The 26,850-nt window shown below is 54.8% G+C and carries 18 protein-coding genes and 1 pseudogene; 7 read left to right on the forward strand and 12 right to left on the reverse strand.

Annotated elements, in window-relative coordinates; genetic code table 11:
• Window positions 1–88 precede the first annotated feature (88 nt).
• The 3 genes from ACP7B0_RS20190 to cysQ all read left to right on the forward strand — a co-directional run bounded on the left by ACP7B0_RS20190 (window position 89) and on the right by cysQ (window position 6,680).
• Window positions 89–2,560: a glycosyltransferase gene (locus ACP7B0_RS20190; protein WP_426143396.1), complete on the forward strand. Its 2,472-nt coding sequence runs from the start codon at window positions 89–91 to the stop codon at window positions 2,558–2,560.
• A complete protein-coding gene (locus ACP7B0_RS20195) occupies window positions 2,560–5,022 on the forward strand; it encodes a glycosyltransferase family 2 protein (RefSeq protein ID WP_426143397.1) in 2,463 nt (820 codons plus the stop codon). Before ACP7B0_RS20190 ends, ACP7B0_RS20195 begins: the two co-directional genes overlap by 1 nt.
• A gap of 224 nt (window positions 5,023–5,246) precedes the next feature.
• Window positions 5,247–6,680, forward strand: coding sequence for a 3'(2'),5'-bisphosphate nucleotidase CysQ (cysQ, locus tag ACP7B0_RS20200; RefSeq protein WP_426143399.1), 1,434 nt, complete (start codon window positions 5,247–5,249; stop codon window positions 6,678–6,680).
• Between the two features lie 290 nt (window positions 6,681–6,970).
• On the opposite strand, the gene ACP7B0_RS20205 is transcribed toward cysQ, so the two are convergent.
• The 4 genes from ACP7B0_RS20205 to ACP7B0_RS20220 form a co-directional block, all read right to left on the reverse strand.
• A complete protein-coding gene (locus ACP7B0_RS20205; protein WP_426143401.1) occupies window positions 6,971–7,765 on the reverse strand; it encodes a hypothetical protein in 795 nt (264 codons plus the stop codon).
• A 208-nt stretch (window positions 7,766–7,973) separates the two neighbouring features.
• Entirely contained in the window at window positions 7,974–10,010 is a 2,037-nt protein-coding gene (locus ACP7B0_RS20210) for a glycosyltransferase family 4 protein (protein ID WP_426143403.1), read from the reverse strand.
• A gap of 69 nt (window positions 10,011–10,079) precedes the next feature.
• The gene (locus tag ACP7B0_RS20215; protein ID WP_426143404.1) at window positions 10,080–10,460 is read right to left on the reverse strand and encodes a hypothetical protein; all 381 of its coding nucleotides are present in this window, start codon (window positions 10,458–10,460) and stop codon (window positions 10,080–10,082) included.
• Entirely contained in the window at window positions 10,460–12,313 is a 1,854-nt protein-coding gene (locus ACP7B0_RS20220; protein ID WP_426143406.1) for a glycosyltransferase, read from the reverse strand. The genes ACP7B0_RS20215 and ACP7B0_RS20220 overlap by 1 nt, the downstream gene beginning before the upstream one ends.
• 371 nt (window positions 12,314–12,684) lie before the next feature.
• On the opposite strand from ACP7B0_RS20220, the pseudogene ACP7B0_RS20225 reads away from it, so the two are divergent.
• From ACP7B0_RS20225 to rfbC, 3 genes and pseudogenes are all read left to right on the forward strand, one after another.
• Window positions 12,685–12,945, forward strand: a pseudogene (locus tag ACP7B0_RS20225) (sugar nucleotide-binding protein); the annotation flags it as partial.
• 8 nt (window positions 12,946–12,953) lie between these two features.
• Window positions 12,954–13,835, forward strand: a complete 882-nt coding sequence (gene rfbA / locus ACP7B0_RS20230) for a glucose-1-phosphate thymidylyltransferase RfbA (protein ID WP_426143407.1) — start codon at window positions 12,954–12,956, stop codon at window positions 13,833–13,835.
• Complete coding sequence (gene rfbC, locus ACP7B0_RS20235) at window positions 13,835–14,383, forward strand: dTDP-4-dehydrorhamnose 3,5-epimerase (protein ID WP_426143409.1); 549 nt, start codon at window positions 13,835–13,837, stop codon at window positions 14,381–14,383. Before rfbA ends, rfbC begins: the two co-directional genes overlap by 1 nt.
• 158 nt (window positions 14,384–14,541) lie before the next feature.
• On the opposite strand, the gene ACP7B0_RS20240 is transcribed toward rfbC, so the two are convergent.
• Complete coding sequence (locus ACP7B0_RS20240) at window positions 14,542–15,585, reverse strand: acyltransferase (RefSeq protein WP_426143410.1); 1,044 nt, start codon at window positions 15,583–15,585, stop codon at window positions 14,542–14,544.
• Between the two features lie 489 nt (window positions 15,586–16,074).
• On the opposite strand from ACP7B0_RS20240, the gene ACP7B0_RS20245 reads away from it, so the two are divergent.
• Window positions 16,075–17,142, forward strand: a complete 1,068-nt coding sequence (locus ACP7B0_RS20245; RefSeq protein WP_426143411.1) for an FkbM family methyltransferase — start codon at window positions 16,075–16,077, stop codon at window positions 17,140–17,142.
• 35 nt (window positions 17,143–17,177) lie between these two features.
• On the opposite strand, the gene ACP7B0_RS20250 is transcribed toward ACP7B0_RS20245, so the two are convergent.
• Genes ACP7B0_RS20250 through ACP7B0_RS20280 form a run of 7 tightly spaced genes read right to left on the reverse strand, consistent with a single transcriptional unit; the run spans window position 17,178 to window position 26,191 of the window.
• Entirely contained in the window at window positions 17,178–17,564 is a 387-nt protein-coding gene (locus ACP7B0_RS20250; protein WP_426143412.1) for a GtrA family protein, read from the reverse strand.
• A gap of 5 nt (window positions 17,565–17,569) precedes the next feature.
• Entirely contained in the window at window positions 17,570–18,514 is a 945-nt protein-coding gene (locus ACP7B0_RS20255; protein WP_426143413.1) for a glycosyltransferase family 2 protein, read from the reverse strand.
• Window positions 18,511–20,151: a DUF6311 domain-containing protein gene (locus tag ACP7B0_RS20260; protein WP_426143414.1), complete on the reverse strand. Its 1,641-nt coding sequence runs from the start codon at window positions 20,149–20,151 to the stop codon at window positions 18,511–18,513. Before ACP7B0_RS20260 ends, ACP7B0_RS20255 begins: the two co-directional genes overlap by 4 nt.
• Before the next feature lie 43 nt (window positions 20,152–20,194).
• Window positions 20,195–22,720: a glycosyltransferase family 4 protein gene (locus ACP7B0_RS20265; protein ID WP_426143415.1), complete on the reverse strand. Its 2,526-nt coding sequence runs from the start codon at window positions 22,718–22,720 to the stop codon at window positions 20,195–20,197.
• Complete coding sequence (locus ACP7B0_RS20270; protein WP_426143416.1) at window positions 22,720–24,186, reverse strand: class I SAM-dependent methyltransferase; 1,467 nt, start codon at window positions 24,184–24,186, stop codon at window positions 22,720–22,722. The genes ACP7B0_RS20265 and ACP7B0_RS20270 overlap by 1 nt, the downstream gene beginning before the upstream one ends.
• On the reverse strand, window positions 24,183–25,400 hold the full coding sequence (locus ACP7B0_RS20275; RefSeq protein ID WP_426143417.1) for an ABC transporter ATP-binding protein: 1,218 nt from the start codon (window positions 25,398–25,400) through the stop codon (window positions 24,183–24,185). The genes ACP7B0_RS20270 and ACP7B0_RS20275 overlap by 4 nt, the downstream gene beginning before the upstream one ends.
• Window positions 25,397–26,191: an ABC transporter permease gene (locus ACP7B0_RS20280; protein WP_426143418.1), complete on the reverse strand. Its 795-nt coding sequence runs from the start codon at window positions 26,189–26,191 to the stop codon at window positions 25,397–25,399. Before ACP7B0_RS20280 ends, ACP7B0_RS20275 begins: the two co-directional genes overlap by 4 nt.
• Window positions 26,192–26,850: the final 659 nt, after the last annotated feature.

Raw genomic sequence — 26,850 nt, forward strand, 5'->3', positions numbered from 1 at the left:
GGGGCGACTTTCGGGTCGCCCCTCTTTTATTTTTTCAGTGAACGCGCCAGCTATGTCCAGACACCTCGACCGTGGGCGAGAAACGCTCATGGACCTTTTCCACGGCCATCGTCAGGCCGGTGAGCACGGCCTTGCCGACGCTGCACTCGAGCGTGCCTTGCAGACATCCGAATACCAGCCAGAAGCCTTGCTCTGGAAAGGTATCGATGCCCTGCCTCAGGACCCTAAGCTTGCCTTTATTTTTTTCAGCAACGCCATCCATACATTCCCCCTGCGGGCAGATATTCATGCCCTGATCGGGCGCAGCATCCTTGCCCAGGGTCAACCCGCGCTCGCCAGCCGCTACCTGGCGGCCGCCTGGGAGAAACTGCCCGACGAACCCGCCCTGCGCATGATGCTGTGGCAGGCTCGTAGCCAGTGCGAAACACCGGAAACCCTGCGCCGCATCATCCTTGCCCAGCTGCCAGATATCACGGCGGGCAATGAACTGGCGTTTGTGCTCAAACTCCTGGTGGCCCAGGAAGCCTGCCCCGGCACCGTGGGCGTGGTGCGCTATTTGCCAGAAGAGCAGGAGATCCACGGCTGGGCCATTGACCTGCGCAACCTGCAGACACCCGCCACCTTGCAACTGGAAGCCAATGGCCGCCTGATCAACATGACCGCCAGTGCGCCGCACCCACTGCTCAACGCGGCCGGATTGCCGGCGAACCACGGCGGTATCCGTATAAAAGTGCCCAACGCCACGCCAGCGGTGCATGTGCGTTTCGCATCAGGCCAAGCCTTGCTGGGCAGCCCGGTTTCGGCCATGCCGGTGTTTGTGCCGCCCTCGCCGGTGACCGATACCGGTGAAAAACAACCGGTGGATGTGCTGATCCCGGTGTTCGACGGCTTGGAAGAAACCCTTGAATGCATCAACAGCGCGCTCAAGGCCCGCAAACTGAACCGAACCCCACACCGTCTGGTGGTCCTGGACGATGCAACACCCTCGGCGGCGTTGCGCAAAGCCCTGAAAGTATTGGCGAGCAAAGGTCAGATCACCCTGATCCAGCGCCCCCTGAACCTGGGCTTCATCCGCAACATGAATCGCGGCATGGCACTGAGCCTCCGGCAGGATGTGGTCTGGCTCAACGCCGACACCCGCGTGCACGGCGACTGGCTGGATCGCCTGCGCACCGTGGCCTACAGCGCCACGGATATCGCCTCGGTCACGCCGTTCACCAACAACGGCGAATTGATGAGTTTCCCCGAGACCCGCTTCAGTCACCCGATGCCCAGCGCAGAAGAACAAAGCGCACTGGACGACCTGGCCAGACGCACCGACAGCCCGGCGATGGAACTCGAAACCGGTTGTGGCTTCTGCCTCTACATCAAACGCAGCGCCCTCAACGCCGTCGGCTACCTGGACGAAGTCCACCTGCTGCGCGGCTACGGCGAAGAAACCGACTGGTGCCTGCGTGCCCGCGCCCTGGGCTGGCGACACATGGGCGCCCCCGGCGTCTTTGTGGCGCATCAGGGCGGCATTTCCTTCGGTGCCGAAAAAACCCTGCGAGTGGCCCACAACAACGCCATTCTCAGGCGCCGCTACCCGGATGCCTCATCGCGTTATCAGGAATTCTGCCTGCGCGACCCTATCAAACCGGCGCGTCAGGCCCTGCAACGCGCGCGCCTGGGGCAACTCGCCGAGCACATGGCCGCCAGCCCGACATGCACCTGGCCCGCCCAAGGCATGAAACAACTGCACATCCAGAACCGCGCCGCCCCGGAGGCGCCGCTGACCCTCAGCTGGCGCAATCTGGGCCAACGCACCCTCGTCACCCTGGCTGCCCGGTTGCAACCGCTGGCCTTGAGCGTCGAGTACGAGTTGCCAGCAGACAGCCAACGCCTGCTTGAAGACCTGCAAAGCCTGCCGCTGGACGAGTTGATCTATCAGCAACTGGCCGCCTGCCCTGCTGCGTTTTATACACTGCCGACTCAGCTCGCGAAGCCGTATCGCATCCTCTGCCGCGACGACGTATTGCTGCAACAGAACAGCGCCACCGACTGGCCGGCTTTCGCCGCCCAGGCACTCAGCGTTCATCTGCCCTACGAGGCCCTGCACGAGCGTTATGCCGCAGCCCTGCCGAATGCGACGCTCATCACCGAACCTGCGGGTGAAGCGCTGCCGACCCGTGAAGCGGTCCCCCGCGTTCTGTTGATCGCAGACACCCTGCACGACGCAACCCTTGCCGGGCAGTGGCTCGATCTGGGCCGACGCATCAACCGGGAAAAGCTCCCCATGCGCTTGCTTTCCCACGGCAGCGGCCCATGGTTCAAATCCTTGCTCGCCACTGGCGCAGTTCATGCATTGCCCAACGTGCAAAGCCTGGAGCTGGCAGACCGCGTTTTGCTGGCCGGCTGCGAAGGAGCCCTGAGCCTGGAAATGAACCCCGGTGCGGGCTGGAATGCCCCCCACCTGGCGGCCGAACTGAGCCTGCCGCTGTACGCCATGCCAGGCGCGGTCGCCACCGAGGTCGGCGCGCAGTCCATTAACCTGTTACCTATTTCACCGAGCCGGGCCTGATGTCAGAAGAAGTTGTGAATAAGCCCAACGCCGTTGAACGCGTGGTCATGGATTCAACCCTCAAAGGCGCCATCACCGGCCTGTACGGCGATGTCCTCCAGGGTTGGGCGCTGGACACCGCACGACCGGACCAACGTCTGGTGGTGGAGATCTGCATCGATGGTGCCTGCGTGACCCTGGCCCGGGCCGACCAGTTTCAGCCCAACGCCGAAACCGGCGACCAGTTCCACGGGTTTGGCGTACAACTGCACAAAAGCTGGCTGGAGGACGCCCGCCACATCAGCGCCCGGATCGCCAATCAGGACTACGCACTGGAAGGCGACCTACAGTTACCCGCCGCACCCAGCAAAGAACCGGCGCCCATTGCCTCGCAGGTCTGGCATACCGGCGGGCTGCGCATCAGCGGTTGGTCCTGGGACCCGGAAGCGCCCCAGCGCCACGTGCACATCACCCTGCGTGAAGACAGCCGCGTGATCGGTCGCATGGTCTGCGACACGCACCATCAAGCCCTCGTCTACCGCACCACCAGTGATCATGGCTTCAGCTTCGACCTGCCATGGGAGCTGGCCGACGGCAAACTGCACACCCTGCACGTGGAAAACGACCTGGGCCAGCCGTTGTCAGGCAGCCCGATACACCTGTGCTGCTGGCCTGAAGGTCTGGAAGGCTTGCTCAAACAACACGACCACGCCCCCGATGAGCACACCCTCGCGTTGCTGACCCAGGTCGCCAAAGAACAAACGCTGCGCTACCCCAAAAGCGCGGGCTTTCACCATTACCCGCAATGGTTCGAACGGTTCCAGCGCGCCGCGCCGCAAAACGTCCAGCCTTCAACGACCCCCATGGGTCTGCTGCTGATCAGCGAAGGGGACACGGCGCAGGAAGAAATCACCCTGGTCAGCATGCGGGCGCACCGATCCACACCCGTGCAAGTGGCCAGAACGTCTGCGCACAACCTGCTGCCAGCCCTTGAACAACTGCTCAAGGCGGGCTGTAACTGCATCGTGCCACTGACCGCTGGCGACCGACTGGCACCCAACGGCCTGGATCACCTGGCCGGTTTGCTCGGTGACGGCATCGCCTGGGGCTACGCCGATTGCGACCGCGACGGCCCCCAAGAGGAACGCAGCCTGCCCTGGCTCAAACCGGTGTGGGACATCGACCTGTTTATCGGCGCAGACCTGTTCACCCCCGGCGCAATCTTCAGCACGGCCATTGTCAAAGACGCGTTGGCCCTTCTGTTGCCTGCCGGTGGGCTGCACGCGCTGAACTGGCACCACCTGATCGCCGGCATTGCCCTGGCCACCGAACAAAACCAGGCCACTGTCGTGCACCTGCCGCAAGTGATCTATCACCGCCGCCATCAGGCATCGGCCAGCCCGGAACAGGCATCGCCCTCCGCTGAGCGCCTTGAGGCCATCACCTGGCTTTGCCAGTCCCTGGCGTCGGGTGCCACGGTCAGCGCCCTGCCCGACTACCCTGCTCTGCTGCGTGCCCACTGGCCTTTGCCCGAAAGCCTGCCCAGGGTCAGCCTGCTGGTGCCAACCCGTGACCAATACGGTTTGCTGCACACCTGCATTGAAGGGCTGCTGAACGACACCGATTACCCGAACCTGGAAATCATCGTCGTCGACAACCAGTCCAGCGACCCGCAGACCCTGGCCTACCTCGCTGAGCTCCCGAAGCGCGGCGTAACCGTCCTGCCACACCCGCACCCCTTCAATTACTCAGCCATCAACAATCACGCGGCAACCCACGCCACTGGCGAGGTGATTGGCCTGGTCAACAACGACATCGAAATCATCGAAGCGGGCTGGCTGAAAGAAATGGTCAGCCAACTGCTGCGCCCTGCCGTGGGTGCCGTGGGCGCCAAACTGCTGTGGCCCAACCGCATGGTGCAGCACGCAGGCGTCGTCGTGGGCGTCAACGGACTCGCTGCACACACCGGCAACACCTGGGAAGAACACGACGCTGGCTATCTAGCCTTTAACCAGATCACCCGCCGCCAAAGCGCCGTGACCGCCGCCTGCCTGCTGGTGCACAAATCCGTGTTCGACGCCGTCAACGGCCTCGATGAACGCGCTTTCCCGGTGGCGTTCAACGACGTGGACCTGTGCCTGCGCATCCAGCAAAGCGGCCTGAACTTGATCTGGACCCCATTCGCGCAACTGATCCACGCCGAATCCGCCAGCCGCGGTAAAGACCAAACCCCGGAAAAACGCGCCCGCGCCCTGCGTGAGCAGCAAGGTTTTATTGAGCGGTGGTACGAAGTCGGTCAAAACGACCCGCACTACCACCCGGGACTGAGTTTGGATTATTTGAGTGGGCCTTATGGGGGGTTGGCGATGCCGCCGAGGAAAGATTATCCCCGCAAGAATTCAATGGTTTACGCGAGACTAGCTGAGGCAGCGAGTAATCTAAAACAGCTTAATTCCGTCCAGTTTCATAAAAAGACGGTCTGATGAAATCTTGTCGCTGGTACAGATTATGTTGATCTTTCCTTTTCAGGATAGCTGCCCACTGAACTTGATTGAATCCTCAGACCAAGAAGTACGAGTGGCTACCTTTCCGCAAGCACAGCCATTTGGAACTGTTGGGTGCACTCGATGAATTTCAGAGCGGATTCGGAAAGGAATGCAACCTGACTTCTTGTTAACCGCTTATTAAGAAAATCACAGCGAGTACTATGATCGACATACAAGCTATCCGCCGCATCGCCGAAGGCGCCGGCCAAATCATAATGTGCGTCTACCAACGTGATTGCGTCGTGCAAAATAAACAGAACCATAGTTCGCGGACTGAGGCCGATCTGCTTGCTCACAGGCATATCCTCACGGAGCTGAGTACGCTGACCCCGGAAATCCCTGTGCTCTCAGAGGCGTCGGCCAAGGTTGATAGCAAACTTCGACGCAGGTGGTCGCGTTACTGGCTGGTTACACCGCTAGATGGTACAAAAGAGCTCAGCAAGAAAAACGACGAATTCACCGTAAACATTGCGCTGATTGAGCATGGCGAGCCCGTATTAGGGGTAGTGCATGCCCCAGCGCTGTGCGTTAGTTACTGGGGATCACGCGGTGTCGGTGCTTTCAAGGCCACAGCCGATGGCGACGTGCGGGCCATTCGCGTGACGATACCGCCTACGGGCGAACGTACCTGCCGGGTCATCGACAGTCGTTCGTACGTCTCCTCGGAGTTCGATGCGTTCTTGGCTGGCATGCGTCATTCTGAACTGAGCAGCATAAGCAGCTCGCTAAAACTATGTCTGGTCGTAGAAGGTGCTCCCGACCTTTATCCACGTATTGGGCCAACCAGCGAGTGGGATACGGCGGCAGCACATGCGGTAGTCAGTGCTGCAGGCGGTCAGGTACTTGCCTGGCCAACACTGGAGCCCCTGCGCTACATGCAGCGCACAGATACTCTTCTCAATCCGCTCTTTATTGTATGTGCCGCGCCTAGTACGGACTGGCTACCAGAAGTTGGGCCCTGGAAGGATGGTATCGTCTACGAACGCCGCGAGCACAACAGTAAAGCGGAGGTGATCTGGCACCATACCCAGGTTAACGAAACCATGCGCGCTGCCAGCCTCAACCAGCGTCCCCGGTGCATCTGGCTAACTGGGCTGTCCGGCTCGGGCAAGTCGACCATAGCCAATTCGCTGGAGCTGTCTCTGCACAAAGCTGGGAGGCATACATTTCTTCTTGACGGCGACAATGTGCGCCAAGGGCTGAACAAGGATCTAGGCATGAGTGCCGATGATCGTGCGGAGAACATCCGTCGCGTAGGTGAAGTGGCCAAATTGATGGTAGACGCTGGAATGATAGTAGTGACCGCGTTCATTTCACCGTTCCGCGCAGATAGAGATAGAGTGCGTGCACTGTTCTCGGAGGGAAATTTCGTCGAGGTCTTCGTCGATACTCCACTGGAAGAATGCGAACGGCGCGACGTCAAAGGGCTGTACGCCAAGGCGCGTCGGGGCGAGCTGAAAGACTTTACCGGCATTGACAGCAGCTACGAGGGTCCGGTGAATCCCGACGTGCATCTGTTCCCTGGCGAGAGTAGCCTGCAAACCTGTGTCGAAACCTTGCTGCGCGCGCTGGATGAGCCATCGATCCACAGTTGATCATAGCCGGTACCGCCGTGGTAATGGGCATCTGCGGCGTGAGCGCGCGCTGAGGCCCTTCGCTGATGGTGCTCGGCGTCGCCATGCTGGTGGCTCTGTGGGTCGCCGCTATCACCAAGCGGGCGCAACATAGTAATGCGCCTGAATAATACCACACAAGCATCTGTGGCTGGGCAGTCTGCGCTACCGGCCTGAAAACTCGCAGGTGTTTTTAGACGATGCGTTTGGCGCAAAACGCGATGCCATTTTCAACTTACCGCGCGTTGCGCGGTAAGTTGATCGGAGCATTCTTAGGTGGGGTTGTTTTCAAAAAACATATTATTGACGGCGTTTTTGTAGGACTTATTTAATGTCTCATACAGAAGAATATCCCCCCAGAATATTTCTTTAATAATATCTATAGTTGCTTCATTGAATTTGCACTTTCTGGCTCCTGATATATTCTCGCGCGGGGCGCGCATGACCTGCGGGCTGTTAGAGTCATTTAAAAAAAGGAGCTCGGCCACTCTCGAAACAAGCAGGTCGGCTTTTGACACGTCGGCAATGTAAAAATTATTCTGCAAAAGGAGATTTAGCGATAAACTTTTAATGTCGTGACTCTGGCGTATTCCGCAGTTCACACCCAGCAGATATTTCGACTGTATGTTGCTGACCTCGGAGAGGTTTTTTTCATCACAGAAAAACTCTTCTGGGGTCATCTCTTTGCAGTGTTCATAAAGCGGATGTTTTGCTCCCTTTATAGCAGACTCTGAAGTAATCCAGTGAAAGTATGATTCGGCCTGCTCAAGAGGGTCTCGTATTACCGAACATATTGTTGGGTTAGACACTTTTGCATCTGCAATTATTTTTTTTGCTGCACCTAATGTAAAGTGCCCGCCAATAAACTTGATCGCGTCGTTACCGGTGCTGCAAAAAAATGCTTCTTCACTAGCCAGTTTATTTATATCGCCGTCGTGACCATGCCAGAAAAAATGGCCACTAGGCCTTAGCTTTTTATTAAAAAAAGATCCTAGCGAAGTACCTGCGCACTTCGGTATGTGTATGAAAAAAACTACATTATCAGAAATTTCTATTGAGTTCTTCATTTTATTCAATCGCCCCCACTATGCTTCGTATGGTTTCATTTATCGAGTTATGCAATAGGGAGGCGCAGTTTTACCCCCCCCCATCTCTTTCGAAAGCCTCCTTAAAGCTACTGCCACCAGAAGCCTTCGAGAGCGAAACTAAAAATTTAACGCATCTTGGACGCTGTATATTTTGACGTTACGACACCCAGATTTCCGATTTTCGGCCTCATAGAAGCAGACCTTCAAGAATGTCGATCCTTTCGCTAAGGTCATGTGCCACAGCCACAGACAGCAGATTTATAAAAATATCTCGTGCATCTGGGTGCTGATTTTTCTGATGGCTTCTTCTTATGAATTCTATTTCCACACACCCTGTTTGGTCCGATACAGTATTGACTTTTATAAGTTTATGGCCTGCTATCTCGTTTCCCTTGAGCGACATGAGTTCGTTATATTCTTTGCTTTGTGCTATCTCAAAGCTAATAGATTCGAGGTTTGGGGCTAGCCAATACTTTATGTAAACCGCTACTTTCTGTTGTGGTTGGTGAGTTTTTATCCTTATTGACCCATAATTTCCTTGTAGCCAGCGACCGGAGCTTTCTGGAACAAACCAGTCTCCTTGGCTAAGGATTGAGTAGGCTGTTGATCGGTGATTAATGTATTCAAAAAAACTTTCTCTTGGATTTATTACATTAGAAAAACTGTAAATAACTCCACCATCTAACGTTGTATCCGATTTCTCTTTATCATCACTCTTGTGAGTGGAGTCCAGCAGATTATCAAGGTCAAATGCATAGTCTTGCCAGGTTCTAGGCCTGTAAGAATTTTTTATAAGGCTTTCCCTTGCTTTTATTTCTGATCTATTTTCAATGTAGTAAAGTATTTTTCTGGATATATCATTGATATCTTTAGGGTCAAAGTAATCAGCATAAATACCGCCCGCCTCAGGCAGCGAAGTGGTATTTGAACAAATGCAGAACTTGCCTCTTGTCAGGCTTTCAGTTACCGGCAACCCCCATCCTTCATACAGACTGGGATATACGGTGAACAAGCAGTTTGAGTACAGCCACTCTAGGTCGCTGTCAGAGGCATCATGAATAAATGTTACTTTCCTGAAAAGCTCTTTATTGTCTTGAACTAGAGCCTGCACTTCATTGAAACCCCAACCGCTTTTCCCGACAATAATCAACTGAGGTGGATTTTTGTCAAGGATTTTTTCCCATGCTTTTATAAGTGCGGCGTGATTTTTTCTGGTCTCTATGGTTGACACAAAGATGCAGAAATCATCCTCGATAAAATACCTATTCTGTATTTTGCTGTTTGAGGATTTTATTGAAGGATGTGACCCTAGGGGTATGAAGGTACTCTGTGATTCTATAGGAACAATATTTTTTTCGAGTATGAAGCGATCGAGTTCTTTTTTAGTGTATTCAGAAATCGAAACAAGTATGTCCGAAACTGCAACTATCTCTGACAACCAAAGTGAAAACCGTACAGATAGCTCGGGCGGGAGGGTATTTCTGCTATGGTACGGTATAAGGTCATAAATGATTGTTCCATATTTTATTTGCTTTTCTAGCTTTAATTTTTTTATTGCTAATGTGTAGTTTTGAAAGCTAAAAGACGCACCCGTGCCAAATAGCATATCCCCATCTGCTATATTAATCGGGAGTATGTTACTTGTCGCTAGGTTTATTAACGGCGTTAATCCGTCCCCTTTGATGTCACCTAATATCGCGCCTATTAGCTCCTTAAAGGTATCTCGGTCTATTTCGTATAGGGCATTATCTGCCTCCGACAGAAGCGTGCAGAACTTATAGCTATTTTTACGATCTTCTTCAATTATCGATTGGCATAGCTGCGAAACAAGACGCTGTATACCGGTGACTCTTTTTTCGTGGCGGAGGAAGTTAATCAGATCAGAAACTTCTAAATATACTGTTTTTTTTGTGGCTAATCTCAGTGCTGAAATTTGATCTTCACTTTGAAGATTTGTTCCTGTGCTGATTTCCATTATTTCTGCAGAAAGATACTCATCGTCTGAGAGCTCAGGGTGAAATACGATGTTAAAAGAGTGATCGCCACGTCCTATCTTTGATTGTTCTAGATCTGCGCGATATTTGTTCGCGGTGACTTTCATCTTTCTGTTATTGGTCGTTACTCCTATTTCTTTATGCTTCTCTGGAGTACCAGGCGAAAATATCCAGCCGTCTAGAGTTCTTTTCGTAAACTTATCTATCGAGTATTTAATACTTTCTGTCATTTTCTTCTTCCGTAATTATCACAAACTCTAGCACTATAGTCTTCATCCAGGTCGGTTCCGGACTGGACCTCAATTCATGTGGAATTTGGTTTTTTCCGTGTTTTTTAATTTATGGATCTTTTCTAGAGGAATATAAAGTGATTTTTCACTGAGCAGAGTTTTCTTTTCGCCTTCAGTCACTTTCGCAGTGCGGGTCATTACTACTTCCTGTGCCTTATCCCGTTGCATTGCCTGTGCAGCACCTGCGGTATCGACCATCACGATGTCTTCCAAAGCGATCAATGCGACATGGCTATTATCCGATCGCACAAAAGCATTGCGGCAACCTGAAAGAAAAACGTTGCGGTGAATGGCATTGTCGTTTTCATCCTGGGCCGCTATCGGCCAGAGAGGGGTGCCATTGCCACCGGATAGCATTACCGGATGAAAACACATGATGTGTTGATTCACTATGATTTCCGCTTGAGTTCGATCAAGTCGGCTATTCGGCGGCGGTAAACTACCCCAATGGCAGTAGTAGAGAAAATTTCGTTATAACGCTGCCCGAGACCCAAAGGTAGAGATTCAGTTTCACGGGATAAGCGATTGGCGACGTCAATCATGGCATGCGCGGCTGCGCCAATATTCGGCTCGGCCCAGAATTGACCCACCGCCTCGATATACTCACCCGGTTCTAGAGCTTGCAAGCGGAAGGGCACCAGCCGCGCGCCCGCCGCGCGGCAGAAATCAGTATTTCCGCCGTAATCCGTGGCGATGACCTGTAACCCGAGCAACATGGCTTCAGCAATGCCGCGCCCAAATCCTTCGGCACGGTGCAAGGATACAAAGCAATCGCAGGCGCGGTACAGCTCCAGGACATCGGCTTTTTCAAGCATCGCATCGATAATGAAGATACGCGGGTCATTCTGGGCGGCTGACAGAATTTGCTTCCAGATCGAGTTTTTCGAGTCAGGGCGCATGCACTTGATAACCAGGCCGACATGTTGATCAGTGGTCGTGAAAGCACGTTTAAAGGCTTCGACAACGCCGAGCGGATTCTTGCGAGAGATAAAAGAGTTCCCGTCAAAGGAAAACACGAACAGTGTTTTGTCCGGCGGCAGGCCAAAGCGTGATCGCTGATGCAGTGCGGTGGTATCGACTTCGTCGGGCAGGCGCACGGCCATCGGCATCCAATGCACCGGAACCGGGCTGGCACGCTGCATGGCCTGTTCGATATGTCGGCTCGATGCCCAGGCCTCGTCGATAAGGTTAAAGCAGTGCTCCCAGTTGGCTGGCCAGTTGTGCAGCTCCCATGGCCAGTAGCCGATGGTGTAGCGACCGCGGAACAGTTCGGCACCGCGTGTGAGGAAGAGCCTCAGATGCTCCATAGCGGTGAGACAGACGATATTGATGCCATAGCGTGGGGTGTCTGTCACCCATTGCGCGATGCTGCGATCCTGCTGGCGGACGTTACTGCCCGGGGCGAAATCGATGACGCAGAAGGGGATGCCTGCAACCTGGCAAGCATGCGCGGCCATGCGGACATCCTCGCCGATACCCAGCTCGCCGAAGGCGTAGCCGATCAGGTTGACACCGAAGCTCTCATTACAGCGTTGGAATGGCTGGGCAGTGTGTTCAGGCCATGCCTGGAGCGGGATTTTCTGTAGCAGCGGCAGACCCGTTTCATGCGGGGCACTTTGTGCGAGCCAGCTCCTGAATCCTGCAAGACCTGCAATGGTTTCCTGCCGGAATATGGCTTGCAGGTCTGGCCGCTTCTCTAACAGCAGGCGTGCAAAGCGGCTGTGGAGCAGATCGGGTTGATCCAGCAAGAAGCGTCGTTGCCAGCCTGGTACGTCCTGCGCGCTCACTGCCAGATCTTGCCAGCCACCAGATCCGAAAAACCAATGAAGTGCATCACGCTGTGCGTCTGAGGTTTTTAGTTCGGGATCGATGCCAAGATCGCTGCGGCCATGAATGACCAGTTGCAGGAAGCGCGAGATACCACCGGACCATTCGCTGTGAGGCAGAATTGCACGTTGGGAGAGTGTTTTCCAGAACGGTGTCAACTGGCTAAGAGCTGCATATTCATGGCGTCCATGTAACACGCACCAAGCTAGAAAGCCGCACCGTCCATTAAGCGTATCGAGCGGGAAGTCTCTTTGCAGATCCTGATCGCGCAATTGCCAGATGGCGAGGTGGAGGCCGTAAATAGCGCTGATGCCCGGTACGTCAAGCCCAGTAATCGGCTGGCTATAAGCATACTCCGCGCCGACTTGAGATGGCAGACTTGCAAAAAGCTCGGCGATTTTTATTGGTTGCGACATGGCTGGCTTCTGGCTATTGGGCTTGCGTCTGGTGTGTCTGCAACTCACCGCCACGGCCCACAATTGAACGAATCGCCCTTGAGTACTCTGACTTCCTAGAAGCCGGCCTCGCTGAGCTTTTGCCTAACCGCTTAGCAATGAAGCCGTTGCGGTGGCCCATCATGTAGTCGTTACCGTGCGCTAGCGAAACCTGGTGGCCAAAGAGCATATCCAAAATAAGCCCGGATTGCCAAGCCAGGTAGGTTTTTTTGCCACTACTCCGGAAACAAACTGTCGCCCGAAAGTGCTGACGCTGGAGCTCTTGCCCACATAGCCGATGTGATCAGCCATAATACTCTGCTAGGTTCAGACGCACGAAAGGATCCGACCGCATTGGCCATCTGGCGGCCGCAGGCGAAACGTCCTGGCATGGCTTTGCCCGCTATGTTTTGCAGCACGCCGAACAAAGCGGCGTTACGCTTAAGGTGTCGGCCGATCAACTCGGGGCCATTGCCACCGAAGCTTATCCGCTGCCCGCCCCCAGGCCGCGCAATTCGCGACTGGCGCTCGGCAAACTCGAACACGCTTTTCAATTGAAAATGCCGCCTTGGCAACAAGGCGTTCAACGCATGTTGGATGAAACTCAACACTAAGGATTTTTATGGCACGCAAAGGAATAATTCTGGCTGGCGGTTCTGGCACACGTCTGCACCCGGCAACGCTTTCGGTCTCCAAGCAGTTATTGCCGGTGTACGACAAGCCGATGATTTACTACCCGTTAAGCACGCTGCTGCTGGCGGGGATTCGTGACATCCTGATCATCTCCACGCCCCAGGACACGCCGCGTTTTTCGCAGCTGCTGGGCGATGGCAGCCAGTGGGGCTTGAACTTGTCCTACGCCGTACAACCAAGCCCGGATGGGCTGGCACAGGCGTTCATGATTGGCGCGGACTTCATCGGCAACGATCAGTCGGCCTTGGTGTTGGGCGACAACATCTTTTACGGCCATGACTTCCAGTCGTTGCTGAACAACGCGAACCATCGCGAATCCGGCGCGTCGGTGTTTGCCTACCACGTGCAGGATCCCGAGCGTTATGGCGTGGCCGAGTTCGACGATGCCGGACGCGTGCTGTCGCTGGAAGAAAAACCGGCGGTGCCTAAATCCAACTATGCAGTGACCGGCCTGTATTTCTATGACAACCAGGTTGTGGATCTGGCCCGTGAACTCAAGCCCTCCCCCCGTGGCGAGCTGGAAATCACGGACCTGAACATGCTGTATCTGGAACAACAGCAATTGCATGTTGAGATCATGGGCCGTGGCTATGCGTGGCTGGACACCGGCACCCATGACAGCCTGCTTGAGGCTGGCCAATACATCGCAACGCTGGAGCGCCGTCAGGGCCTGAAAGTCGCGTGCCCGGAAGAGATCTGCTACCGCTCAGGCTGGATCGACGCGGCTCAACTCGAACGTCTCGCGCAACCGCTGGCCAAGAACGGTTACGGCCAATACCTGAAAAACCTGCTCAAAGAAAAGGTGTTTTGATGCAAGCCCAGAAGTTGGCAATCCCGGAAGTCGTGCTGTTTACCCCCAAGCTGTTCGGCGATGACCGTGGTTTTTTTTACGAAAGCTTCAACGCCCGGGTGTTCGCGGAAGTGACCGGCCTGCAGCCTGATTTTGTCCAGGACAACCATTCACGCTCCGTGAAAGGCGTGCTGCGCGGCCTGCACTATCAACTGGCCCCCCACGCACAGGGCAAGCTGGTCCGGGTTATCCAGGGCGAAGTGTTTGACGTGGCGGTGGACATTCGCCGCTCATCACCGACCTTCGGAAAATGGGTCGGCGCGCTGCTCTCGGCAGAAAACCGCAACCAGCTCTGGATCCCCGCCGGCTTCGCCCACGGTTTCATCACCCTGAGCGACACGGCCGAGTTCCTGTACAAGACGACGGACTTCTACTCCACCCAAAGCGAACGCTGCATCGCCTGGAACGACCCGTCCATCGGCATCGAATGGCCAACGGACTGCACGCCTTTGCTGTCCGGCAAGGACCAGCAAGGCAAGGCGCTGGGTGAGGCAGATCTGTTCGATTGAGCGTGCCGTTCAATAGCAGGATGGCTACCCGGCGTCGCCATCCTGCTTTTCTGGAAACTATTGGAGCACGGCCTGCGTGCTAACCAGGCGTTTTGGCTATTCAGCGTCCTGGCGGTTGATAGCCGTCGTTTGGTTAACCACACAACATGCCAATGTGCTCAGGCAGGAACTACCTGCTTGAGGAACGGAATTCTTTGTACGATATAAACCAGCAACCCACTCAGAATAAAGATCACAAGCGAGGTGACCGGTATTCCGACCCAAGGATTGATAACGTTATAGCTTAGGCCATTCAGATCGACCCAAAACATGACTAAAACATGCACCAGATATATACCGAAATTCAGCTTTCCGGCAAATATTAAAAACCGGCATACCGCACTGCTTTTTAGCAGAAACAGCGTAAACAAGGCGCGAATCAACACAAATGAAGTGAGGGCTCCTACGATAACGAAGGGTGATGAGTAAACGTAGAATGTTTCATCGGCATGGCCGATAGAGAGTGAATGTTGCCACGTAAATATGGCGGTCGCCGAGGCACACATAAACCATACCGCTGCAACGATCCACAGGGGAATACTCGAGCGGTTGAAGGTAGTGTATAAAAACCAGCCCGCAATGAGATACCCGGCATACAAGGGAAGAAAATTCCACTCAATCCCAATGTAGGTGGTGTGCTGAAGGGCATAGAGCATTGGCACGATGCTGCTGCCTATGAAACAGCCAGCAAGGGCAAGAAGTTGCGAACTGGTGTTTTCAACTTTGCAGAAGCCGATCATCACGGGCAAAAATATGTAAACCCCGATAAGCGTATAAAGATACCAGAAATGCGCAACTATTGGACCCTTGATTATCGTCGCTATCCAGTTGTTAAACGATGTACCGGTATACTCAAACCACGAAAGATAAATAACTGACCAGAACACCAACGGCAAGACAACACGCCAAATTCTTTTAATACTTGCTTTTGCACTTGTCTCTTTGCTCAACAACAGCGCGCCTGTCACCATGAAAAATAACGGCACACCCACTCGTGAAACGCTCTCGTAAAAATTAACCGCCCACCAATGAGTCCCCATGGACGAAAAGCCTTTCGCGGAAACATGTATCAATATAACCAGGAAAATGGCAATGAATTTAATGCCATCCAGTGAAAGATCCCGCTCCCTGTGAAGCCCCTTTCCAGGTATGGATGACCTCATATTTTTCCCTTATTCGCTATAAACGCGCACACGCTACACAGCGCATTATCATTATCTTGGATCAGTTATCGCTATCGCTGACGACAGCATTAATGAAATACCACACACACCGTACCATCACAGCGAACGAGTCTACCTGAACCTTACAAGTGCGGCCACGTGCGATCTGAGAAAACACCCATGGCTGGCCAGCAGGGCAGATCAAGTTGTGGTCCCTGGTTGAGTCTGAGGCCGGTGACGCCGAAAGGCAGGGGGCTAATCTCAGTCGGGTTCAACGTCGTCCTTCACCGATATTTTTGCGACGGTGAAGGCAGATAAGCTGCGCTTCAATTTCTCGTCTTTGCAGTAGGGTGATTGATTTTCTTTCGTGCTCCTCAGACAATCCCATCGCCAGCTTTCTCGCCCCGACGCGAGTGGATGAATTGAATATTCATTGCAGGCGGACCTCACATGGAAAAAACAATACGTGACGCACTCTCAGAGAACCAGGTGTATCTGGGCGTCCAGTTAAGTGATCTGCAGCTGTTCGATAAGTACCGCGCGCCCGAAGCGCAGCCCTCGCCGGGCTTTTATACGGACTTTTCCGGCGTAAGAACCCGACTGTCCTATTTCGGGATCGACAGCCACCCCGCAGAGCAGCGCGTCGCAGCCATCCCCTTTCCCGATGACGCATTGCATGCCGAGACCATCGAGTATCTCGCTGCAATCGTTGCCCTCGAGCAGGCCAAAAACAGCTTCACGGTGGTCGAGCTGGGTGCCGGTTATGGCCCATGGCTGGTGTTTGGGGCCAAGGCGGCCTTACGAAGAGGGATCTTGAACATAAACCTTATTGGGGTGGAGGCGGATCTGCAGCGCCATCAACTGCTCCACACCAACCTTGTCGATAACGGGTTGCCCCTTCCACAAAACCACCTGCAAAACGATGTCGACCCGGCCGCCAGCGGAATTCAGGTGCGGTGCATCCATGGAGCAATTTCGGACAATAACGGTAAGGTTTCATTCGGGTCCCAGAGCGTTCTGGACTGGGGCGCGTCGCCTATTGAAGGGGGCGGCAGCGAAGATTACCGGGGCATTACCGTGAACGCAGAAGAAATTGACACCTATACGATTGAAGCCGTGCTGTCGGATGTGCCGGCAGTGGACTTCCTGCACATGGACATACAGGGTTTCGAGTTGAAATCCATCCGTGCATCCCTCGATGCACTGCAGCGTAAGGTGCGGGTATTGCTGGTGGCCACCCATAGCCGGGCGCTGGAGGGCGGCATTATTGATCTGCTGCATGACAACGGCTGGAAGTTGCTCTATGAAAAGCCCTGTAAGTTCACGCCAGGCAGCGACACCGAGTTGACGGCCTTGACCTATCTGGACGGCACACAGGTGTGGGTCAATACCCGCTTCGGCAGCCCGGCGATGGCGACTTTATCAGCGGCTGAACTGCAGAATATGCAGTCCCATCACGAACAGACGCTCGCGGCAATCTATCGGTCTACCAGTTGGCGTATTACGGCGCCATTGCGCTGGTTGAAAACCCGTGTGGCGAGGCAGGCAAGGCCTTAGATTTCGCGTACCCCCGCAGGCACATCGCCCCCGCTTTAGTGCGCGGGGGCGAAAGCCCAGATCTTCATGACCATGTAGTTCAACACCGGTACCACAAAAATCACCATGACCAACCCGATACCGTAATGCCAACCCAGGTATTCAACGACCGAGGTGATCAGCAGCGTCAGGGCCAGGGAGACCAGGGACACCAGCAGGAAGCGCCGATACCCCAGGAAGCTCACGGGGGTTCTGAAGGTAAACCGGCTGTTGAGCGCGTAGGACATCAGGTTGGCAAACACGAACGCGATGCCATTTGCCACAAAGGCCGGAGGCGCAAAGGCCTCCATCAAGGCAATGACGATGCCGGCATGCACGGCTGTGTTCGCAACGCCAACCAGGCCAAAGCGTATGAATTGATGGTATTTCTCGGGAATGATCACGTGGATTACTTGATCACGTCACGGACGATATAGACCGGCCGCTTCTTGGATTCAGCAAAGATTCTGCCCACGTATTCACCCAGCACGCCGATCCCGATCAACTGCACGCCGCTGGCGAACAACACAGTGATCATGAGCGACGCATAGCCGGGCGTGTCGGCGCCGAAAAACATGGTTTTGATCAGCAGATAGGCGGCGTATACAAACGACAGGGCCGATACGGCACAGCCGAGGTACGTCCATATTCGAAGCGGTGCCGAGCTGAAGCTGGTAATGCCTTCAAGGGCGAAGTTCCACAGCTTCCACGTGTTGAAGCTGGTTGTGCCATGTTCGCGAGGCGCCACTTTGTACTCCACCGTGGTGGTGCGGAAACCCACCCAGGCAAACAGACCTTTCATGAAGCGGCGGGTCTCCGGCAAGGTTTTCAGCGCTTCGACTACCTTGCGGTCCATCAGGCGGAAATCGCCGACGTCGGCCGGGATGTCGATGTCGGAAATCCGGTTATGCAGTTTGTAGAAGTAGTTGGCCGTCAGCTTTTGAATAGGTCGATCGGTTTCTCGATCGACTCGCTTGGCCAGCACGACCTCGGCGCCCTCTTCCCATTTTTCAATGAGTTCGATGATCACTTCAGGCGGATGCTGAAGATCGGAGTCAATCGGAATGACTGCGTCGCCGGTGGCGAAGTCCAGGCCAGCCGAAATGGCCGCTTCCTTTCCGAAGTTACGCGACAGGTCGACGACAGTCAGGTAATCGTTATTGGCCTTGGCCTTGACCAACTCGTCGTAGGTCTGATCACGGCTGCCGTCGTTAATAGCGATAACTTCAAGCTCATAACGCTCGGCCAGCGGCGCAAACACTTCATTGATTCTATTGAAGAATGCCTGCACGCCCTTCTCTTCATTGTAGAAAGGGGACACCAGGGAAATCTTGCGCTTTTCTAGAGTGATCATTGAGTTTCACGCCCCGATTGGTTAAGACGGCAAATATGGGCAAAGTCGATTTCTTTACAGGTGGGCTGCTGATTGGCAGGGAACAAGGCTTTCACCTGTTCCACTTGCGGGAAGTCGCCTTTGACAAACACATACAAGGAATGGTCCGGCGCTGATGCAGCGATTTCAGACTGAGTGCTCTGAACGCTACAGTTGGAGTTTGCGCGTGCTACATAGCCCGTATTGATCTTGATGTTGTGCACAGCGGCATAGCGCATGGTGGGCATCAAGGTGTTGAGAATCAGGTCGGAACGCCCACAGCGAAACTTGGGAAAGAAGTACAGGTACTGAATGTCGGGGGTGACTTGCTGATCCCATTCAGGCTGCGTCAATACCGCAGCCGCCGGACGCTTGGCGGTGTCGACGAGTCGATGGCGCAGGTTGGACAGGTCAGAGACTTGCAACACCATCAGTACAACCATGCACCCTGCAAACACAACCGCACTGAGTTTCCTGTACAGAGTCGCAATAGCAAAGATGACGACGCAATATCCGACAGGCCAGAAGAAACGGCCTGAAGCCCGGAACTGAGAAGTGATTCGGTCCATGAACGACGGGTAGTTAAGGGTGACGACTTGATGGACACCGTAATAAACGATGTTGGACAGCGCATAGGCTGTGAACAGCACCATTAACCATGTCAGTGCCCGGTGCGTTGAAAAGCTGCCCACAGCGGCCTTGCGGTTCAGCGTCACGCTCAATGCAAACGCCAGGAGCACGCCAAGGCCCAGGTAGTTGAAGCCTTCATATTGGCCCGGCATTTCCGGGTCAGGAAATATGAAGTACTTGCCACCATGAAACGGCGACAGCAGGTTCATCGAGTACGTGCCAAACCCTGTCTCCGGCACCACCGTCACTCGCTCCATCGGGAATATGGTCAGGAACAAGCTTGCGCCGATGATCAGGAACGGTATCAGCGCCCGGGCCACTTCGGCCGGGTGGAACCTTGCACGGTTGTACAGGCAGCTGACCACATAAACGGCGCTCGCCATCACACACAAGTAGATGTTGACGTAGAACGCAGCCACCAGCAGCAGTGACCAGCCCCAACGCTGTGGTTCGGTGGTCCGTCTGCACCGAATGTACAGGGCCAGGGAGGACAATATGATCCAGTGCGACATCAGCGAGATATGACCCAACCGCGTGGTGAGCGCCGGGAATGTCAACAGGCACACGGTTAAGGCCAGCAAAGCCAGCCATGACTTGACCTGCAGTTCGCGAAGTATCCACCAACCGCATATCGCCTGGCCCACAAATGCCAGGGCTACCCAGACTCCGAAGGGATTGAAGGGGGCGAAACTGGCCGGCACAAAAATCTTGAGCAGCAGTGCGTACAGCGGGATTGCGTCTACGAACGTTGCCCGGGTGCCTTGCGGATAGTTGATGCTATCGAAAGCCAACAGGGGGTAGCTGAACGGTGCGTGGAAAAACGCATTGAAACCCGCAAAGTATTGGGTGACGTCATCCACTTCAGTCAACCAATAAGAAGAAGTCCCGGTGACGAAACCGGCGGGAAAGTATCGCCAGACAAACAGCAATCCAATCGCCAAAGCCACCGCAAAGCCGGCCCTCCCCGTTGAGTCAAGCTTGAAACCCATAATCAAAACGCCCCGAAATTCAAACTGTGTAGTGGCAGGCGCGTTAAAACGTGCACTTTTCAATCTCGCCAATGAGCTGCTGGGCACTGCCTTTCCAGGTAAGCCAAGGCATTTCTCCAGACTGCGGATGCTGCTTGTTTGCATACAGCTTCAGCCATTCGGCCAGGCTGTCAGCAATATCCTGCGCCGTGGCGCCGTTGAAGTACCAGGCAAACTTGCCCGCCACTTCACGGAAAACAGGCAGGTCCCTCGCGATAATCGCAAGTTTGTATTGCGCCGCTTCGATCAATGGCAGGCCGAAGCCTTCCCCATAGGAGGCGGCGATCAGGCAATCGCAGTGGTTGTAGAGATGCTCCAGGTATTCGTCGCTTGCCCCTTCAAGCCAGAGCAGCTGTTTACCCAGCTCTGGATGACTCACCAGCCTGGCAGCCAGCTCATCCACCAGCCAGCCATGTTTGCCCACGATAATCAGGTTTGCCTGAACGCCAGCTGCCCAAAGCAGCTCAAAGGCATCAAGGGTCTGGGCATGCCCTTTCCGGGGCTCCAGCGTGCCAACCATCAGGAAGTTCGGGAATGGCCCTAAAGACTCGATCCGCAACGCCGGGTTTTCTGGCAAACCGGTAGAAGGCATTGACTGATCAATATCGGCCCCCAGGTGGAACGCGCCAATATGGAAAGGCCGTTTGCGTGGAGGTGCATTCTTGTCCAGCCACTCACGCAGTTCATCAGCCACCGCATGAGAGATACACATCGCGCCGTCGTACTGGGCCACGGCATGAATCCACTTCACATAGTGCGCTTGCAGGCTTTCAACAAAACAGTGAGGAAGTTGCAGAATCAGCAGATCGTAGACCACGAAAAAGATGCTGACCCCATGGGTGCGCATCGTATCGAGGTAGGTTTGTTTGTGCGGCAGCACGTCCATCAGCAGATCAAGACACAGATAGACATCCCCTGCGCGGTAGCTGATGGCTTCATCCTGGCCTGCTTCGCTGGCGTCCTTGCCCAGGAACAGCGTGGTGAACTGCGCCGCATAGCGGTAAAACGGCTCGCCCGCTTTGGTGTACACCGGCTTGATCACATAGCCGTCGGGCGGATTGTTCAGCCACTGCGCCAGAATGCTGCGCACAACGCGCTGAATACCGCTTTTGCCGTCGTGTTTGCACAACTCTGAAATGTCGACAAACAGGGTCGGTTTATCCGCAGGACCTTGCAGCGAGTAGTCGATGGCCTTGGCCAGCCGCGCAATGTCCACGGCGCCTGTGTTCAGGTGCCCGGTATCCGCCAGGGCGTCGATCAGCGTTTGTAACGCGGCTGAAGACGACTGCGCCGGCTCTACGGGCCGCTGGACTTTCGCCAGGGCATTTTCGAAAGCCGCCACCGCCGCCTGACCAGTATGGTCCCAGGAGAAGTGCTCTGCCCGCTGCAGGCCATGCGTTGCCAACGCACTGCGGAATGCATCGTCCGTCAGGGCCTGGCGCAGCTTTGCTGAAATGGCGTCGTTATCAAACGGGTCGAACGTGGCGTCTTCCCAGCCGATCACCTCGGGCACACTGGATGTATTGGCGCCGATCACCGGCGCACCGCACTTCATGGCTTCAAGCGGTGGCAGGCCGAAACCTTCATGCCATGAGGGGAACACATACACCTGACATAAGCTGTACAGCGCCACCAGTTCCGGGTCGGTTATGTAGCCGGTAAACACCAGGTCGGTTCGGCCCAGGCCCTGTGCCTGGGCAAGTTCTCGGTAACTGTTGATGTGGAATTCGGGCATTTTGCCAGCGAACACCAGTTGAATGTTTTCCTGTTCCGCCTTGATAACAGCGAAGGCCTTGATCAGTTGCGGCAGATTCTTGCGGTCATCAGCGCCGCCGGAATACAACACGAACTTTTCCTTGAGGCCGAATTTCTTCTCAAGTGCATGACGTTCATCCAGGCTCAGTGTCACCGGCCGGAAAATATCATCTGCCGCGGTGGAGACGTTGACTACGTTAGCGCCGTCCAGCGACAGTAACGACAACGCTTCTTCCCGGGAGAAATCGGAGATGGAGAGCAGCAAGCCGTAGTTCTTGAAGGCTTCGACTTTTTCCAGGTAATGCTTTTTATAGCCGGGGTTGCCGTCCAGATACTGCTCAGGGCTGACCAGCGGGATCAGGTCGTAGAGCGTGGCGCAGACCAATGCATGCGTGTCCAGCAGCGGGCTGCCGATAACGGCGTCGTCACCGTAACCTTCCACCGCGCTGGTGACATGGACAACATCCGGTTGCAGGTCATCGATGCACGCTTGTCGAATGTGTTGCGCCACTTCTTTTCGGGCGCTGTTGGACGGGACATGTTCACAGACCGGTCCCTGGGCATACCACACGCGTATATGGCTCTGCGGCAGCAGACCGATGAACGCGGTGCGGATGCTGTCAATGCTTTCGCTGAGCATGCCGTTGAGCACCAGGTACACTTCATGTTCGCCGCGATTACGTGCGATACCTTGGGCCAGGGACAAGCTGTAGCGGCCGATACCACGGAATCGGCTTTCAGTCTGCGCGCCCTGCATGTCAATTACGATCCGCATTATTTCTGGCCCTTTATCATGGCTTCTTTGAGAGCACTTTCGATCGTGCGGCCCCGTTGGGTCAGTGGTGCGTGATCAATCACGCCGTGTTGAGGATCGCTGGCACTTTGCGCGGCATCAGGCGTGACAATGTGTTGATGCAAGCTGTGCAGCTTGGCCAGCAGCCATGGGCTACGGCTCAATACTGCTCGGACTCGACGCTGAATGGCGGGCCTACGTGCCAGCCAGAGCTGTGCCTGAAGCGCGTTGCGGCGCAGCACGTCAACCAGCGATGACCGGTGGGAACGAAACGGCCAATAGACAGCACGCGCGATGAAGCGAAGCGGCGCGGTAATGCGCCATGATGTGCTGTTGCGCACGGCTTCCAGTTGCTGTTCGTACGCGGTAGCGCGCAAGTACCAGTTATGCGCATTACTCAAGGAGTCGTTCAGGCGCGCTGACAATTGTGCCATCTCTGCCGTCTCGGCCGACTGAGCTTTTCTTTCTGCATCTTTCATTCTGCCGAGCATTAGATTGGACCGCTCAAGCACTTGTTGCACTTTTGATTCCATCTGCTGGCTCTGTGTGTCTGCAAGCTGGAAATGTATAGCGAACCGATTTTCCAGCTCTGCTATTCGCGCTTCAACACCCGCATCTAGCCCCGCTATTCGCTCTTCAACACCCGCATCTAGCCCCGCTATTCGAGCTTCAACACCCGCATCTAGCCCCGCTATTCGAGCTTCAACACCCGCATCGTATCGCTGAGCAAGAATATCGAGTGCCAAACCATAGTCTCTGCGAAATGCCTCATCGAACGTAGCGAGCTGTTCATCTGGGGCAACTTTCTGGGCCACAATTGCGTAGTCCGGGCTGGCACCGCCTAGAACATCCATCAAACCGACAGGTCCCCCTTCAGCTAATACTGAGGGCTCGTGTAAACGCATCAGTTTTGTGCGATTGAAACCTGAGAACTCAGTAAGAAAACTAAGGAGCAAGTGGGGGATCGGTCGCTCATGGGTAGGGTCAAGGTAGAAATTCTGGGCACCGACAACCAGATTCTCTGCGTTGGGGGTTTCCAGAATCAGCAGGCCTGCGGGCTTGAGCACACGAAGCGCCTCAGCTACCAAAATTTTCAAATCATCGAACGGAATATGTTCGGCAATATGAAAACCGGAGACAAGCGCCTGGCTGTCGTCCGGCAGTTTGCGCAATGCACCAAGTGCATCATCAAGTTCAACAGGGAGGCCCAGCTCGACGCAAGCCTCAAGCATCCCTTGGTCGAGGTCAATGCCCAACGGCTCGAAGCCCGTCTGCTGCAGGATCTCCAGCCACTCTCCCCGGCCGCAACCCAGGTCAAGGGCCTTGCATTCCGAGTACATTTCCGTGAGGGGCTTTATGAAGGGAAGATAAGCTTGCTGGCGTTCGCGGATAAGCTCACGCGAACCACGATGGCGGTCTTCAAAAGCACGATAGAAAGGAATGCTCATTGGCTGCACTCCACGGTCGGCGGCATCCAGGCGACGCCAACAAACTCTTTTTGTGAAATATTGACGACGTTGAACACGAGCGTTAAATCCACCCATTCATAATTACGGGATAAATGACTGTCAGCGGTATGCAGTGCAACGGCGACCGAATAGGACCCAACCCCGAGATTCACAGCAAAGCTGAATGCGTAGTTCAGCACCTGACCCGCTTCCAGGCTGTCAGTCTTGCAGCCCAGATGATGAGTGTTAGTGCCAAAAACGGGCTGCCCCAGTCGGTCCTTGATCAAATAGCCGACCACCAGTTCAGGAATGGCGCTATTGATCTTCGTGCAGATGCGCAAGGAAACGCTTTCTCCGACGGATACATACTCAATCGGGTCACCGGCGGCGTTGTGCAGCGTGACGGACTCGATACTCGCCTCGCCACTGCCGGATCGGGTCTGGATTGAGCCGTCTTGCAGCTCACGGACCTGAACCGTTGCGTTCTCTTTCTCGGCAATCAGCGCATTGTAGAAGTCCATGACTTCTTCGGGCTTGCCGTCTTTTATGACCGTGCCTTTTTCAAGCAGGATGGCGCGGTTGCACAGAGCTTGGATCGAGCCACGATCGTGGGAAACGATCAGCAGCGTGGTGCCCTGCGCCTGAAACTCGCGGATACGATCAAAACTTTTGTGCTGGAAGTAGCTGTCACCCACTGAGAGCGCTTCGTCCACGATAAGGATCTCGGGACGAATCGCCGTGGCCACTGCAAACGCCACACGCATCTGCATGCCGCTGGAGTAGGTGCGCACGGGTTCATCGAAGTACTCGCCAATTTCGGCAAAGGCCTCGATATCGTTGATGACCTCGTGAATTTGCTCGGCGCTGAAACCCATCAGGCCAGCGGCGTGGAAAACGTTCTGGCGACCGGTCAGGTCAGGGGTGAAGCCCATCCCCAGCTCAAGAATGGCCGCGATGCGTCCATTGACGTGTACGACGCCTTCGGTGGGCTGCAGGGTTCCGGTGATCATCTTCAGCAGCGTGGATTTACCCGCACCGTTCTGACCGACAATCCCGATGGCCTCCCCAGCCTTGATTGAAAAACTGATGTGCTTGAGCACCCAGTGCTCTTCGCTGGGCTTGGTCGGCAGCCCGAACCAACGGCCGATACGCTGGAATTCAGAGGCATAGACACGGTAGGCCTTGCCCAGGTTATTGACAGTCAGCAGGCTCATAGCACATCCACCATTTCCGGCGCAGCGCGGCGGAACATAAACAGGCCCAGCAGCAGCAAGCCCAAAGCGATAACAGTGGTCACGGCGATCTGTTGGAGATCCGGGGTTTTGGCGTATACCAAAATGTCATGGTAGGCACTGACAATCGGGTACATCGGGTTCATGTCCATGTAGCTTCTGAAGCGCTCGGGAATGATATTGGCGGGGTAAACCACGGGGGTGAACCAGAACCAGACTTGCAGCAGGATAGGCACCACCTGGCCGATATCCCTGACGAAGACGTTCAGTACACCCAGGATCAAGCCCAGGCCGACAGCCAGAGCGGTAACAGCAACCGTCAACGGGATGAGCCAAAGCATCTGCAGATGAGGCCATTGGCCCAGCAGGGCAAAGACCACCAGCAGCGCGACAAACAGCAGCACATAATTGAGCAGGCACGATCCCACGACAATCACCGGTAAGGTGATACGTGGAAAGCGCATTTTCTTCATCAGGTTGCCCTGGTCGATAAACAACGTCAGGCAGCGGCCGATGATTTCCGAAAACAGACTCCATGCCAGCATACCCGCCATCAGGTAGAGCGCGTAGGCGTACTTGTTGTCGATCCCGGGGAGCTTCGCGGCCAGTACGTTGGAGAGCACCAAGGCATAAATGGCGACTTGCGCCAACGGATTGATGATCATCCACAGGCCGCCCAGGCGGCTACGAGCAAAGCGGGCAGAAAATTCATTACGGATGGATGAAAAAACGAAGCCCCGGTAACCCCAAAGGCTTTTGAACAACTCCAACATTCCTGACTCCTGGTAAAAGTGAAGCCAGGTTGCTTCACTCTTGGCGATTCTGAATCGTGCAATTTACAGCTGAATCTCAAGGTCTGCGGCAACGATACGGTCGCGCGTCCAGAGATGAGCCTCCAGACCAAACCCTCGTTATATTTCTTTGAGGCGCACTATATCGTCTTCGCTAAAATAGTCACCGTTTGTCTACCCTTGAGACTGATTTGAAAAAACTGATTTGCGCCACTGACGCGAGGATGGGCGGTTTTGAAAGGGCGGCGTTTGCCGAGGCTTACCCCCTTCATGCTCCCGCTGTGATACACCTCAGTTGAGCGCCACCCTGCACGCATTTTGCAGGTATTAATTGTCAGCGGTCCTTTTTGCGCACTCGATCAGACACCCAAGAACTAATTACGTGCAGTGGCCATCTGACATTTCCACCTCACGGTTTATATCAAATAGAGCATGTACGCGTTTAGCTGCTTCAATTGAACTCAGCGTTGTGTGAGTGACGAGTGAACCAGTCACGGGTTCCGACGCTTTACCCGGAACCGATGTTTGCTACATCTGACGCTGGGATCATCTCTGATACAGCACGGGCTCGGACGAACTCATGATCGTTACCAGGCAGCTGGCTGTCTGGGCAGTAACACAGCTGTGGCGGGTCGTATCCA

This window comes from Pseudomonas sp. DWP3-1-2 (genome assembly GCF_049896285.1).
Lineage (GTDB): Bacteria > Pseudomonadota > Gammaproteobacteria > Pseudomonadales > Pseudomonadaceae > Aquipseudomonas.

Bases quoted from the DNA above. Each gene is read 5' to 3' on its own strand.
- ACP7B0_RS20195 (WP_426143397.1), top strand. From the start codon at position 2,560: ATGTCAGAAGAAGTTGTGAATAAGCCCAACGCCGTTGAACGCGTGGTC.
- ACP7B0_RS20240 (WP_426143410.1), bottom strand. From the start codon at position 15,585: ATGAGGTCATCCATACCTGGAAAGGGGCTTCACAGGGAGCGGGATCTT.
- ACP7B0_RS20275 (WP_426143417.1), bottom strand. From the start codon at position 25,400: ATGAGCCTGCTGACTGTCAATAACCTGGGCAAGGCCTACCGTGTCTAT.
- rfbC (WP_426143409.1), top strand. From the start codon at position 13,835: ATGCAAGCCCAGAAGTTGGCAATCCCGGAAGTCGTGCTGTTTACCCCC.
- ACP7B0_RS20255 (WP_426143413.1), bottom strand. From the start codon at position 18,514: ATGATCACTCTAGAAAAGCGCAAGATTTCCCTGGTGTCCCCTTTCTAC.
- cysQ (WP_426143399.1), top strand. From the start codon at position 5,247: ATGATCGACATACAAGCTATCCGCCGCATCGCCGAAGGCGCCGGCCAA.
- ACP7B0_RS20260 (WP_426143414.1), bottom strand. From the start codon at position 20,151: ATGGGTTTCAAGCTTGACTCAACGGGGAGGGCCGGCTTTGCGGTGGCT.
- ACP7B0_RS20210 (WP_426143403.1), bottom strand. From the start codon at position 10,010: ATGACAGAAAGTATTAAATACTCGATAGATAAGTTTACGAAAAGAACT.
- ACP7B0_RS20220 (WP_426143406.1), bottom strand. From the start codon at position 12,313: ATGTCGCAACCAATAAAAATCGCCGAGCTTTTTGCAAGTCTGCCATCT.
- ACP7B0_RS20265 (WP_426143415.1), bottom strand. From the start codon at position 22,720: ATGCGGATCGTAATTGACATGCAGGGCGCGCAGACTGAAAGCCGATTC.
- ACP7B0_RS20190 (WP_426143396.1), top strand. From the start codon at position 89: ATGGACCTTTTCCACGGCCATCGTCAGGCCGGTGAGCACGGCCTTGCC.
- ACP7B0_RS20205 (WP_426143401.1), bottom strand. From the start codon at position 7,765: ATGAAGAACTCAATAGAAATTTCTGATAATGTAGTTTTTTTCATACAC.
- ACP7B0_RS20270 (WP_426143416.1), bottom strand. From the start codon at position 24,186: ATGAGCATTCCTTTCTATCGTGCTTTTGAAGACCGCCATCGTGGTTCG.
- rfbA (WP_426143407.1), top strand. From the start codon at position 12,954: ATGGCACGCAAAGGAATAATTCTGGCTGGCGGTTCTGGCACACGTCTG.
- ACP7B0_RS20280 (WP_426143418.1), bottom strand. From the start codon at position 26,191: ATGTTGGAGTTGTTCAAAAGCCTTTGGGGTTACCGGGGCTTCGTTTTT.